Source organism: Marispirochaeta aestuarii (genome assembly GCF_002087085.1).
GTDB classification, from domain to species: domain Bacteria; phylum Spirochaetota; class Spirochaetia; order JC444; family Marispirochaetaceae; genus Marispirochaeta; species Marispirochaeta aestuarii.
On record NZ_MWQY01000015.1, the window covers coordinates 75,274 to 88,642 of the forward strand.

The following is a 13,369-nucleotide window of genomic DNA, read 5'->3' on the forward strand; positions in this document are numbered from 1 at the left end:
TGAAGGGAATCAATCAGTTTCTGCTCCCACTCTTTTCGTTCGGTGATGTCCCGTGCGGCTGCATATATCAGGTTATCGCTGGCAATGGACCGCCATTCTATCCAGCGATAGCTATTGTCGGCACAGCGATATCTGTTTGTAAAATCCCTGACTTCTTTTCCCTGGGTAAGCTGCTCGACCGCTTCGAGGGTAGAGTCGATGTCCTCGGGGTGAACGAGATCGAGAAAACTGGAGCCTTTCAGGGTTCCCTCCGGGTATCCCAGGGTCCTTTCTCACTGGGGGTTGATGCGAATCAGGGTTCCATTCAGATCGGTAATGCAGAAAAGGTCCAGGGTCAGGGTAAAGAAGCGGTCGAGTTCATTGACCTTATCAAGAAAAGCCAGTTTCCCCACCGAGCGTTGGTACAGGTAAAACGCCAGCAGTACAGACAGTGTGATTCCGGAAATGAGAATGTAAAGAGGTATATTCGACGCCGTTTTCCTGAGGTATTCGGAATTCGCTTCGATATCAATCCGCCATTCCTTGTCGGCGAAGGCGAAAGGTGTGGATTTCCGGAGATTATCGCTGGAAAAGAACAGTTTTCCCCGGTTCCCGCCGGTATCGCTCTGGTCCTTATATCGGTAGAGTACCCGCTCTTCCGATTCTGCTTCTTCTATAATCTGAAACGAAAGGCCGATATGCGTAATTTCCGAATAAAACGGAGAAAGGAGGGAGTCGTGATCAAAGCGGGCATAGAGGATGCCCTTGGTCGCTGAAACAGGCATGAGTGCGAGTATCTGCCCCGGTTTTCTGCTCTAGAGTTTTTCCCGGACATAATCGTATCGAGTTCGTCGTTGTCCCAGGGAAGGCTGCTGCTTTCTGAAGTCTGTACCTCTGATGACAGGATATATCTTCCGCTCGTCTCTCCGTTGTTCGCAGGAGGAATCCAGCCAATCTGAATGAAAATCCCCTGGTCTATCCATTCGCGGCAGAACTGCCCGAACTCCTGAGATGTTACCTCTTCGGAAGATGAAAAGAACATGCGGATAGTGTTCATGTGGGTCAGGGGATAATTGAGGAGACCCTGTACTGTTTCGGTCCGGCGTAATGCATCCGCTTGAAACTGCATGGTGAGGTACTGTCTGGCTTCGAAAAGTTCGTTGAAAAAAACAGCGCCGGTTATGAGAAGAAAACCTGCAAGCACCAGAACATACGAAACGGAGGAAACGAGAATCCTGTCGAGGGTGGAGGAGGGCAGCTGATCTTTGTCATTGTCCATGATCCGATATACTTCCTCCCCTCTACAGACCGTCCATGTTTGGGGTCTTTCCCTTTAATCATAGAAGAGCTGATGCGGGTCTTCAAGAGTATCTGCGGACTATTACGGCCGGCTTCTAATAGGCAGTCAATCCTCCGTCGACAGGCAGGGCGACTCCGGTAATAAACGAAGCCTCATCGGAGGCCAGAAACAGTACCGCGTTGGCGATTTCTTCAGTTTTTGCCATGCGCCCCAGGGGGATCTCGTCTATCCGCTCCTGCCGCTTGTCAGGGTCCTTAAACAGGTCCCGCATGATTGCCGTATCCGCCGTACTGGGGTGTACGGAATTACAGCGGATCTGGTCCTTTGCGTACTTTACCGCCACGGCCCGTGTCATAAGGGTAACAGCCCCCTTGGAGACAATATAGGATTCCCCGGAGAATTTATGACCCACCAGACCGCAGATGGAGGACATGTTGACGATGGAGCCGCCGCCGTTCCTGCGCATTACCGGAATGACGTGTTTTATCCCCAGGAAGGGACCCCGGGCATTGATGGCCATTATCTGGTCCCACTCTTCAACGGGCAGGTCAGTCAGAGGCTGCCGCTTGGTTATACCGGCATTATTGACCAGAATGTCGATTCTTCCTCGTTCTTTGACGATCTCCCCGACCGCCCTGATCCAGTCGCTCTCCTGTGTTACATCCAGCTTCACCGAAGCGGCTCTGCCTCCTGAGGACTGTAATTCCCGGGTTGCCTCCTCCGCATGTTCAACGTTGATATCGGCTATGTAGACAAAAGCTCCTTCCCTGGTGAAGGTCCTGGCGATCTCCCTGCCTATTCCCTGGGCTCCCCCCGTTATCAGGGCTGTTTTATTCTCCAAACGCATCTGCGTCCTCCTTGCGTAAAGATGGGACTTGTGAAGTTCATTATAACAGAGTCTGATATCAGGTCAATTCTATAATTCGTTGTATCGGGAGGCGTCACATCCGCATTCCGACACTGAAAGCGGCGTTCCAGATTCCGCTTTCAGCGTTCCAGGCTGCTCCCAGGTCCAGGGCGGGAAAGGCAATCTTTTTCAGGTAGCAGCGGATTCCGAAATGGGTTCCCTGGGCAAAAAGGCTGTCCCCGCTAATATCCTCCGCGAAGGCCGCCTGGTATGAGACGAAGGCGCTGAACATACCGGCTCCGAAGTCGGCAAATACCCCTTCCAGGCCAAGGGAAGTCCCCGCAAGAGAGTTGGACCGGAAATTCCCGGGAAGAATCGCCACCCTCGCGGCAGAGGGCCCTTCGCTGAAAACCAGAGGTGCGTCCTCGGCCCTGTACGCGGCTGCACCGAGCATGAGCCGCAGCCTCTGTGTCAGGGGCTGCTCCCAGGCGCATTCGCCCTGCAGGGCAAGATACGAGTCTCCTTTCAGCGGGATGAACCAGGCACCTTCAATCTCCGCATATCGCCGGGACAGGAACACACCGTTCCAGTCGGACTTTTGGATGCTGATCTCCGCAGAGAGGGGAAGCATCCGGGCGGAAGCCACGGGACTGTCCTCTACCGAGGCCTCCCGATAACCGAATCCTGCAGAAAGAGAAATCAGCTGGCTCAGATCATGCCGCAGACCGGCCATCAGGGTCAGGCCCCGCTCGTCGTAGCTGAGCAGCTCATCCTCCTCCCCGTTCGTGACTGTTGTTTCACCCTTCGAGAAGGCCGCCAGTATATAAAGTCCAAGGGGAAGTCTTTTACCCGGGGGGGTCATGTAGCTGCCGAAGAAGGTGTACCGGTCGGCGGAGAAGAATCCCGCCAGGAAGGCCTGGTGGTTCAGGCCGAAGGCGTTGGTTTCTATCAGGGTACCTCCCCCGGCTATTCCGTTCTTATCCCCCAGAATAACCGGTATGGGTATAAGGGTCCATTTTTCCTGAACGGATACGACCAGGGAGACAGAGGCGGGATCGTCATATTCAAGGGAAACCTCGGTCTCGTAGAAGAGGCCGCTCTCCCTGAGTACCGTCTGTACCTCCCCCATGTCAAGCTCATCCGCGGGAAGGCCGATGTAGGGTTCCAGAAGCCGTTCCACCACCTCCGGTCTGGTGCGTTTGAGTCCGTGAATAATAAGGCGATCAATGGTTGTGTACTGTTCCGCCTTCGTTTCAGGGAACGCCAGGGCAGGCAGAAGGAATATCATCAGCAAGGAGAGCAGCAGAGAAGAAGTTTTTTTCACGGATTCAGACCTCATTCAATCGTGTTTTAGTAATGGAACTTCAAAATAAAACCCGGCACCGCCGAGTTTGGTTTCAAATATACCGGCCCTGCCGCCGTGGGTCTCAGCGATGCTCCGGACGGAACTCAAACCCAGCCCGATTCCCCTGCTGTTTCGTCCGCGGTCGCCCCGGTAAAAGGGCTCAAAAAGAAGGGGGGCCTCCTCGTTGCGTATTCCCGGCCCGGAATCCTCCACGCTTATGCGCAGCATGCCGTTTTCCCCCCGTGCTTCCGCCCGGATGACAGCGTCCTGTCCGGCGTAACGGAAGGCGTTTTCTATCAGGTTTTCCACCGCCCTGGCCAGCATTCTGCGGTTTCCCAGGATCTTCCGGTCTTCCGGAATCGAAATGCCCGTGGAGAAATCGACTTCCCGGGCTTCTGCTTCGATAAGGAAGGGCTCAAAAACCTCCCGGGCGAATTCCTCTGCGGAAAAACCCACGAAACTCCGGCGCCAGCCTTCGGTATTTATCCTGGTGGCCTCTATAAGCTCGCTGATCCGCTCCTCCAGCAGGTCCGCCTTTTTACGGATGACTTCGAAACTCCTCATGGTCTCTTCTTCTCCCTTGATCACTCCGTCCTGAAGGGCTTCTACAAAACCCCGGATCGAAGTCAGGGGGGTCTTCAGGTCGTGGGAAACGGACATGAGAAACCGGGCCTGCTGCTCCTGGTCCTCCTTGAGCTGCCTTCGCATTCGTTCAAAGGCTTCAAACACCGGCTTGAGTTCCGGATCTTCCGGTATTGCAAGGCTTTGCGAAAGGTTGCCGGAGCGTATGCTTCCTGCACTTTTCTCCAGGGCTGCCAGGGACCTGCGTAATGAGAGGAGAAAGCGTCCGCTCAGGAGCAGGGGAATCAGAATTATTACGATGAAAATAATCGTCAGGGTAGTCAGGGGGTGCCCCAGAGCGTAAAGAAAGGGGTTTTTCGATGAGAAGCGGAAGAATACCAGTCCCGGGACTCCCTTGTAGGTAAACAAGGCGTTTCCTATCATTGCCTTGTGATTGTTCTCGCGCTCTTTTTCGCTGATGGCGGCTATCAGCTCCAGTTCGTTTCCCGGTTTTCCGTGTTCGTACTGATCGAGCTGCTGAAAAAACCGGCGCACATCCGGATTGATATAGCGGGGATCATGGCTCCCGTGAACCACGATAAGAATGCGGCTGTCGATTTCATCTTCCGGAATGCTGCCGTCGATAATCCGGTGCAGGTCCCTGGTTACAAAGGGCGGAGCGGCGGTTATCTCCCGGACCGAAGATTCGGGGATGGTAAGGAGAAAATAGATATAGCCCATAACTGGCAGGGTAAAAGGCACCATGGCGACAAAGACAAAGAGCAGGGTAAAGCGCCCGCGGAGGGTCATGCGGGACCTCCGGGGCTGAGCATGTAGCCGATTCCCTTCATGGTCAGGATAAAGCGCGGCTCGGAAGGGTCGTCTTCGATCTTTTTTCTGAGCCGCTGAATATGGACCGCCACGGTGGCGATGTCGCCGTACTCGTTGCCCCATACGCTGCTGTACAACTCCTCCGAATTCCTGGGTTTACCGCGGTTCCGGGCCAGGTTTATCAGGAGTTCCGTCTCCTTGGGGCTCAAGGCTATCTGCTCAAAACTGTCCGCTTCAGCATTCCTTTTGCGCAGGATTCGTGCGTCGATGTCCAGTACAAAGGGTCCGAAGAGTACTTCGGTCTTCTGTTCCGAGTACTCTGCTTTCCTGCGCAGGTGGGCACGGACCCGGGCGGCCAGTACCCTCGGGCTGAAGGGTTTGGTGACAAAGTCGTCGGCGCCGTAACCGAAGCCGAGGATCATGTCCGCATCGTCGGTACGGGCGGAGACGATGATTACCGGGAAGTTGTGTTTTTTCCGCAGGGCCTGGAGAACCTCGTAGCCGTCCATACCGGGGAGGTTTATATCCAGAACGGCCAGATCCACATCCCCGGCGGAGATCTTCGCAAGGCCCTCCTCCCCCGTGCTGCAGGAGAGGGTCTCGATCCCTTCATGATTCAGATAAAGGGATATAAGCTTGTTGATTTCCGGTTCGTCTTCAATAACCAGTACCCTGGCCTTCATGGGGCCTCCGTGCATATCCTATGGTCTCGGGGCGGGATAGACAAGCCCCGGATCGCCCCTTGTCTTTCACGGGTTTTCAAGGAGTTCCTCCGCCCCCGGGATCACGAAAGCTGCCAGGCCGTTATCGGGATGCGCGTCTCTCATCTCCCTCAGAATCGAGCGGACAATGTCGGTCTCCCTCTGTGCGCTATAGATTACAAAGAGGGAGTTCTCCTCCGGCCAGACAGCAGTGCCCATCCTGGGGCCGGAGGCCCCGTTCCCCAGGGTTTCCCGATGCAGGGAAAATGGTACCTCCGGCAGTCTTCGGTACAGGTGCTCGAGAAAGATGTCCTCGATGGTCTGGTCCATGATTATTTCAAGACGATTCATTATGGGAGCTCCTTTGGAGTCGATTTTGATTCCCGAAAGAAGAGGGAGTAGAGTACCGGTACGAAGACCAGGGTAATCAATGTATTCACGCTTAAGCCTCCCACAACCGTCAGTGCCAGTCCCTGCATCCTGGCCCCGCCCTCTCCGGCAAAGAAGGCCAGGGGAACCATGGTGGCAATGGTGGTCAGGGTGGTCATCAGTATGGGCCGTAACCGGCTGACACCGCCTTCGAGACAGGCATCGTGCAGCTTGGTTCCTCTTTTACGAAGCAGCCCTATATAGTCCACCAGCACGATGCCGTTGTTGACCACCATACCTGCGAGCATGACCACACCGATCAGGGCGATCATGTCGAAGCTCATGCCCATTACAAGGAAGATCCCGATTACTCCTATGGCCAGCATGGGCATGGCAAGGATTATTATGAACGGCGCCCGCAGGGATTCGAACTGGCTGACCATGACGCCGAAAACCAGCAGTACCGCTATGGCCAGAATCTTCAGCAGGACGGATCCGGTTTCCGCGATGTCCTCCATCTCTCCCTTGTAGCTGATTTCGATACCCGGTTCCGGGGGCAGTTCTGTCTCCAGAAGTTCCCGGATGCCGGCCTCCACGAAATTGGGCTGAGCACCTGCGGCCAGATCGCCGGAGATGGTGACGGTCCGTTTCTTTTCCGTGTGGGGGATTCTGGTCGGGCCCGTATTCTCCTCTATGGAGGCAAAGCTGGATACGGGGATTTTTTCTCCCGAGCTGTTCAGGACGAACAGGTTTTCAAGCTCCCGCAGGTTCTGCCGGTCCGCTTCCTCGAGGCGGATCACCACATTGTAGCTCTCATCATCCGGATCGGTGAAACTCGTTGCAGTATAGCCGTGGATCTTGCGGTACATCTCTGTGGCTACGCTGTTTACATTGAGACCGAGGTCAAAGAGCTTCTCCCGGTTAATTACCATGTCCCACTGGGGGAGGCCCTCTTCCATGTCCAGGGATATCTCGGTAAGGTCAGGAATCTCCCGGTCAATGAGCTCCTGTGCAGCCGCTGCGTAATTCATCAGCTCCTCCAGGTTGTCTCCCCGGATCTGGATATTTATGTCCCCCGACGCCATGGGTCCCATGCGGCCCCCGAAGGAGAACGAACTTTCAGGAAACAGGGGGAAAAGTGCTCTGATTCGTTGACGGATCTCATCGCTTCCAAGGGTTCTCTCCTCCAGTTCCGGCAGAAGCAGGGTTAGCTGTCCCTGATAGGAGTTGGAGCGGGCCCCCACGGTCATACCCATGGAGGTATAGGAGCCCTCCAGTTCCTCCTCGACTTTTTCCCGGAAGCGGTCCAGGACCTCCTCGGTGGCATCCAGGGAGCTGCCCAGGGGGAGTTCCACGTTTATCCGGAGGCTCTGGGACATCCCCTCCGGTTGCAGGGAGAGTCCGAGCTTCGGTATCTGCAGAAGGGCCGCGGTGAGAATCAGGGTGAATGAAAAGACCGTCAGAAGCTTGTGCTTCAGCGCCGCATTCAAAAGATGCCGGTAGCCGCTGCTTATCCGGTCCAGGGCAGCTTCGACCCCTTTGTCCATGAAACGAAGGATGGGGTTCCTGAGCGGGCGTTCACCCCGGACATGGATCTCCAGGTAGTGGGTGGCCAGCACGGGAACAAGCAGTATGGCCACGAATAGGGAGGAAAGCAGGGCGACGATTACCGTGAAGCCCATGCTGCCGAAGATGTTTCCCAGGAAGCCCAGGTCGTTCTTGAACAGGACGATGGGCAGAAAGACCGATATGGTGGTCAGGGTGGAGGCGGTAATGGCGGTTATCATCTCCTTCGTCCCGAAAAGTCCCGCCGCTGTCAGCCGTTCCCCCCGTTCCCGATGGGAGAATATGTTTTCTATTATGACGATGGAGTTGTCCACGATCATTCCCACCCCCAGGGTCAGCCCCGTCAGGGCCACCAGGTTGAAGGTCAGTCCCCCCAAGCTCATACCCATCACGGTTATAAGAATTGAGACCGGTATGGTAATGGCGATAATCAGGGTGCTCTTCAGCTGGCGCAGGAAGATCATCAGGATGAACACCGCAGCCAGTACGCCCGTAAGGGCGGAGTTCAGAACAGAGTTCAGGGAGTCGCTGATGACCGTCGACTCATCGGAGATGACCAGGGCTTGTACGTTTCCCGGCAGCCGGGTTTCAATCTCTGTCAGGCTTTCTTTGAGATTTTCCGCAATCTTTATTGTGTTGGCGCCGGTTTTCTTGTAAATCTGAAGTTCCACTGCCGGCAGTCCGTCCTGGTAGACACGGCTGGATTCCTCCTCGCTGGCATATTCCACATCGGCTATATCCCGGAGGTAGACTTTATGAATTTCTCCTGCTGAACTGACCCGGGTAATGAGGGTGTTGCGAATCCCTTCCAGACTGTTGACCTTTCCGCTGGTTCGAATCTGGAACTCCCGGCCGCCGGTACTGGCCGATCCGGCCCCCATGCTCTGGTTCTGCAGGGCCAGGGTATTGCCGATTGTGCTTACATCGAGGCCCAGAGCATCCAGGCGGCCGGCAGAAACCGTCACCGCCACGATTCTGTCCCGGCCGCCGGATATATCGACATTCGATACATCGGGAACCTGCTCCAGTCCGGGCTGAACCAGATCCTCGGCCAGTTCGTAGAGTTCCTCTATGTTCAGATCTCCCTGGAGGGAGATCGTCATGATGGGCATCTCGTTGGGATCGAATTCCATCATTATCGGTTCATCGGCACCTTCGGGAAGGGTGTTTTTGATGCGGTCGATTTTGTCCCGCATGTCGTTTTTGATCTCTTCCAGGTCTGTTCCGTAGGCGAACTCCAGAAGTATTGAAGAACTTCCTTCCGCCGATGTGGAGGTAATGGACTCCAGGCCCTCCAGGGTGTAGAACTGGTCTTCCAGGGGATCGGTAAGTTCGCCCTCCACCTCTTCAGGACCTGCTCCGTCGTAGCTGGTCAAAGTATAGATGACCGGAAGATCGGTGTCGGGGAAGAGGTCCACCGGCAGGGTGTTGACCATAAAGAGCCCTAAGAGGGTGAGCAGTACAAAGACGGTAAGAACCGTCAGGGGGCGGTGGATCAGGGTCTTAAGCATCCTTCTCTCCCCGGTTTCCGACACTCTGTACGGCCCCACCGTCGCTGAGCATATTCATGCCCGATGTAACGACGGCCTCTCCCGCTGCCAGGCCCTCGATGATCCGGACCTTTCCGTCGATGGCAAGGCCCGTTGTAACGGGACGCCTGATAGCGGCGGAGTCTTTAACGACAAAGAGGTAGGTTTCTCCGTTGCGGGTAATAATTGAAGTGGAGGGGACCGTCACGGCCTTCTCGATTCTGTCGGTTACAAGGCGTATCTCCGCCAGCATCCCTGCCTTGATTCCTTCAGGCAGATCGGAGAAGGCGAGTTTGATTTTCATGCTTCGGGATGCCGGATCAAGGACAGGATAGACCTCGCTGACCCTGGCCTCAAAAGTTCTGTCCGGGACAGCCTCGGTGGTGATGAAAGCGGTCTGTCCCGTCTTTACCCGGTTTACATAGCGCTCGGATACCCGGGCGCTGATGATCAGGCTGTTCAGGTTCCCCAGTTTCAGGATGGGGACACTGGCCGATACCGTGTCACCAGGGTCGACGAGAATCTCTGAAACCGTGCCCTGGACGGGGGCCTCCACGGGGCTTATGCTGTAGGAGGCGCCGGGGCGGCTGGGGTCGACCCGGGCAAGGGTCTCATCCTCCCGTACAAAGTCGCCCACCCTGACGAGGAATGACGACAGGGTCCCGGCTACGTCGGGGTAGACCTGAACCGTGGACTCCGCCTCTATATCCCCGGAAAGGCGGATATAATCCTCCAGGACATCTTCTGAAGCTTCCACGGTGCGGACGGAAACCGCCGCTATCTGGTCTTCAAGACGCAGGCTCCCCGGTCCCGGACGCTTTCCGCTTTCCGGGATCAGGAAAAACAGTCCCGCTCCCGTAATGCTCAATGCCAAAACGATGATAATGCCGATGTTTTTCTTCATGGTTTTCTACTCCTGATTTGTTGTTGCGAGAAGCTCTTCGATACTGCTGCCCAGTGCGTATTCAAGATCGAAGAGGGTGGTAAGAAGACTCAATTTTTCCTGCAGCAGGTTTTGCCTGGCGCTGTTCAGATCGTTCTCCGCCTCCTTGAGGTCCAGGAATTCGATACTTCCCCTGCGGTAGCCCTCTTCGGTAAGTTCATAGGCCCGTCGGGCAACCTGGACATTGAGGTCCAGGGATTCGATGTTCAGAAGGGAGTCTTTCAGGTTTGCGTAGAGCAGTCCCGTCTCCTCGCTGACGCTCTGCAGGGTGTGGGCCCGCTGCTTTATAAGGACCTCCAGGTTGTTCTCCTGCTCCTGTATGGAGGTTCGTACCGAGGAGCCAGGGAGCCATGAGTCCAGGGGAAGGGAGACAGACAGGCTGACCGAGCCTGTATCCGACCAGGGGTCCCGAAAACCCGACTCCCAGGTATCCCCGGAGAAGGGGTCGCTGACCACCGGGGAGAGGCTGGCGCTGAGGCTCAAGGAAGGATAGAATCCCTCGTGGATGAGGCTTTTAAGATTTATCTGTCCCCGGGCTATGCTGTTGTCCAGAGCTGCCACACTGAAGTGGCTGTCCAGGGACTCCGTTTCGAAGGATAAAGCATCAAGCTTGTCAGGGACCTCAATGCTCCCGTCAAAGCGTATGGAGTCGTCCCCTTCGATTCCCAGAAGCAGGAAGAACTGGCTGCGGAGTTCCCGGTAGCTGGTGAGCTGGCGGGCCAGGGTGGGTTCCATATTCTTGTAGGCCACCTGGGTATTCAGGAGCTCAAGTTCTGATATCCGGCCGTTCCGGAAATCCGCCAGGGCAAGGTCGTACTCCCCTTTGAGAATCTCCATGCTCTCACGGGTAAGCCGGATGCTGCTGTCCATGTACAGCAGGTTGTAAAAGCTCACCTTAACGTCCCGTTCCAGAGCCTTCTCCGCCTCCTCCAGGTCGAGGCCTGCAGAGTCCAGAGCCTTCCGCAGATATTTGATACCGTCGCCGATGGCGGGATTCAGGGTCAGGCTGGCCGAAATCCCGGCGCTCAGACTGACCGGAGAGGTCTCGCGTTCGTACTGCATGACCTGATCGTAAATCCCGTTGCCCGCGGGACTCACGGGAATAAGGCCGGAGGCGCTGCTTTCAGAGTTGCTGCGATTCAATGACGAGCTGGCCCGGATTGACGGGTAAAAGGCGTTTCCCCGGTTTGCATAGTTCCGATGTGCGGAATCGAGGTTTTTCTCAGCCGTATAGAGACTGAGGCTGTTCTCCCGTGCCGTCTCCAGGGCCTCTTCCAGGCTCATTACCGACTCTGCAGACAGAGAAGCTGTTATAAAGACGAAAAGGAAGGCCAGAGAATAAAGGCCCCGGCGTATGTTCATGTAGAAGTACCTCCCGTACTGTTCTCGTGACTTGAAGATACCGGGGACGGCCACGGGAACCCATTACGGGAGGCTTAAGGATGGATAAACGGATGTTTATACTGTCTATACGAGCCCCAGAACCAGGGCAATATTTATGGCGAATATTCCAGCCCCCACACTCAGGGCCAGCACCCCGTGACGGGTAAGGCTGGAAAACTCGATGGACATGCCTATGGCTGCCATGGCACAGAGGAGCAGCACGGTTTTGACGCTGCCGATCAGGGAGAGCAAAGCCTGGGGAACGGGAAGTATGTTGACCGCCAGGGCGCAGACAAGAAAAGCGACAATAAAGGTCGGAACCGGAAAGCCGCCGGATTTTTCGCGGCGGAAGGCGATGCTCAAAGCTATCAAAACGACTCCCAGCAGCAGTACCCGGCCCATCTTGATAACGATTGCAGTCCGGGCAACCTCCTCTCCCATCCTGAGGCCCGTTGCCAGGGTCTGTCCAACCGCCTGAACGGTTCCGCCCACAAGCAGGCCGCTTTGAGTGCTGTCTAGGTCCAGAATCCGGGCCAGGAAGGGCAGCAGAAAGATGGCAACTGCTCCCAGAAGATTTACGATGCCGATGGATATGCCGATCTCCTCCTGCTTCGCCTTCATGAGCGGTGCGGCTGCGGCAATGGCGGCGGAACCGCAGACGCCGTTTCCGATTCCCAGCAGCAGGGACAGTCGCTTCGGCAGAGGAAATATCCTGCCGAATACAAGGCCGACGGTGATGGAGAGGGTAATTACACCGATTACAACCAGGATGGAGCCCCCGCCGAGCTCCGTCGCGGCGGAAAATTCCAGCTCAAAGCCCATCAGAGCGATGGCGATGTTCAGAAGCCGCTTTTCGCAGAGCTTTATTCCCTTTTTTCCTTTTTCAGGCCAGGAAGTCAGGTTCCCGACGAGCATCCCCGCCAGTATGGCGGCGGTAACGGAGCCCAGGGCGGGAAGCATACTGGAAGCTGCAAGTCCTGCGGCAACCGTGGCCGCAACAAGGATAAATCCGATCAGGTATTCAGTGTTCATATGACCAGGAATGTACAGGAAAGCGTAAAATAAGTAAAATAATATTAATTTAGAGGAAGCATAAGTATGAACTTATACATAAGCAAGCGTCATCTCGAGGTCTTTATGGAGGCAGCCAGGGCCGGAACCATGTCCGCCGCTGCTGATGTCCTGTGTATTACCCAGCCTGCGGTAAGCCAGAGCATAGCCGAGCTGGAACAGCAGCTGGGAGTCCGCCTGTTCGATCGCGTTAAGCGCCGACTCTCCCTGACCTATGCGGGGGAGGTCTTTCTTGACCATGTGCGCCGAATAAACTCCATCTTTCTGGAGGCCGGTTTTCGGATGGAAGCCATAGCCGAACTCCGGGAGGAGCGCCTCAGAATCGGGGCCAGCATGACCATCGGGAGTTTTATGCTCCCGGAAAGGCTCCGTACTTTTTCCGCCGCTTATCCGGGAATCAGGGCGGCCCTGGTGGTGGACAATACGGCACGGATACGGGAAGGACTTCTGAACAACCAGCTGGATATGGCTGTCGTCGAAGGGCCCCTGGAGCATCCCGACCTGATTACCCGCTTTCTTTCCCGTGACCCTCTCTGTGTAGTTTGTGCAGCTGATCACCCCTGGAACACCAGGAACAGGATTACAGGGGATGAGATTGCCGCAGAGAACTTTATCATGCGGGAAGAGGGGAGCGGTACCCGCCACATAATCGAAGGCCTTTTTAACCGCTACGGTATAGAGCATTCGGTTGGTCATATCATCAATAATATAGAAGGGATAAAGAAAGCCGTAGCTGCGGGACTGGGAATTACGGTACTTCCTGCCATCGCCGTGGCTGACGAAGTCCGCCGTGGTGATTTGGCTGTCCTGGAAATGGAAGGGGTCGATCTGAGCCGGGAATTCCGCTATGCCCTCCACAAGGACAAGGTGCGCTCTCCGGTACTGAAGGTCTGGATAGAGCACTTGAAGGAAAATTCAATCCCGGAATAGCTGATGAGCATTCC

11 protein-coding genes and 1 pseudogene are annotated in these 13,369 nt (G+C 55.6%); 1 reads left to right on the forward strand and 11 read right to left on the reverse strand.

Annotated features, from left to right (window positions below):
- Positions 1-26 precede the first annotated feature (26 nt).
- The 11 genes and pseudogenes from B4O97_RS19835 to B4O97_RS13825 all read right to left on the reverse strand — a co-directional run.
- Positions 27-263 (reverse strand): annotated as a pseudogene (locus tag B4O97_RS19835) (PAS domain-containing protein); the annotation flags it as partial.
- Between the two features lie 9 nt (positions 264-272).
- The gene (locus B4O97_RS13780; protein WP_083051666.1) at positions 273-764 is read right to left on the reverse strand and encodes a hypothetical protein; all 492 of its coding nucleotides are present in this window, start codon (positions 762-764) and stop codon (positions 273-275) included.
- Positions 765-1,373: 609 nt separating this feature from the next.
- The gene (locus B4O97_RS13785) at positions 1,374-2,126 is read right to left on the reverse strand and encodes an SDR family NAD(P)-dependent oxidoreductase (RefSeq protein ID WP_083051667.1); all 753 of its coding nucleotides are present in this window, start codon (positions 2,124-2,126) and stop codon (positions 1,374-1,376) included.
- Positions 2,127-2,220: 94 nt separating this feature from the next.
- The gene (locus B4O97_RS13790) at positions 2,221-3,450 is read right to left on the reverse strand and encodes a BamA/TamA family outer membrane protein (RefSeq protein ID WP_083051669.1); all 1,230 of its coding nucleotides are present in this window, start codon (positions 3,448-3,450) and stop codon (positions 2,221-2,223) included.
- 15 nt (positions 3,451-3,465) lie between these two features.
- A complete protein-coding gene (locus tag B4O97_RS13795) occupies positions 3,466-4,842 on the reverse strand; it encodes a HAMP domain-containing sensor histidine kinase (protein ID WP_083051670.1) in 1,377 nt (458 codons plus the stop codon).
- A complete protein-coding gene (locus tag B4O97_RS13800; protein WP_083051672.1) occupies positions 4,839-5,546 on the reverse strand; it encodes a response regulator transcription factor in 708 nt (235 codons plus the stop codon). Before B4O97_RS13800 ends, B4O97_RS13795 begins: the two co-directional genes overlap by 4 nt.
- Before the next feature lie 66 nt (positions 5,547-5,612).
- The gene (locus tag B4O97_RS13805) at positions 5,613-5,915 is read right to left on the reverse strand and encodes a PG0541 family transporter-associated protein (protein WP_083051673.1); all 303 of its coding nucleotides are present in this window, start codon (positions 5,913-5,915) and stop codon (positions 5,613-5,615) included.
- Positions 5,915-9,010: an efflux RND transporter permease subunit gene (locus tag B4O97_RS13810; protein WP_083051675.1), complete on the reverse strand. Its 3,096-nt coding sequence runs from the start codon at positions 9,008-9,010 to the stop codon at positions 5,915-5,917. The genes B4O97_RS13805 and B4O97_RS13810 overlap by 1 nt, the downstream gene beginning before the upstream one ends.
- Entirely contained in the window at positions 9,003-9,932 is a 930-nt protein-coding gene (locus tag B4O97_RS13815) for an efflux RND transporter periplasmic adaptor subunit (RefSeq protein ID WP_083051676.1), read from the reverse strand. Before B4O97_RS13815 ends, B4O97_RS13810 begins: the two co-directional genes overlap by 8 nt.
- A gap of 6 nt (positions 9,933-9,938) precedes the next feature.
- A complete protein-coding gene (locus B4O97_RS13820) occupies positions 9,939-11,333 on the reverse strand; it encodes a TolC family protein (protein ID WP_083051678.1) in 1,395 nt (464 codons plus the stop codon).
- Between the two features lie 105 nt (positions 11,334-11,438).
- Positions 11,439-12,386 (reverse strand): YeiH family protein, encoded by a 948-nt coding sequence (locus B4O97_RS13825; protein WP_083051679.1) that lies wholly within the window; start codon positions 12,384-12,386, stop codon positions 11,439-11,441.
- Between the two features lie 66 nt (positions 12,387-12,452).
- Here B4O97_RS13825 and B4O97_RS13830 point away from each other — a divergent pair, with 66 nt between their 5' ends.
- Positions 12,453-13,355, forward strand: a complete 903-nt coding sequence (locus B4O97_RS13830; protein WP_083051681.1) for a LysR family transcriptional regulator — start codon at positions 12,453-12,455, stop codon at positions 13,353-13,355.
- Positions 13,356-13,369: the final 14 nt, after the last annotated feature.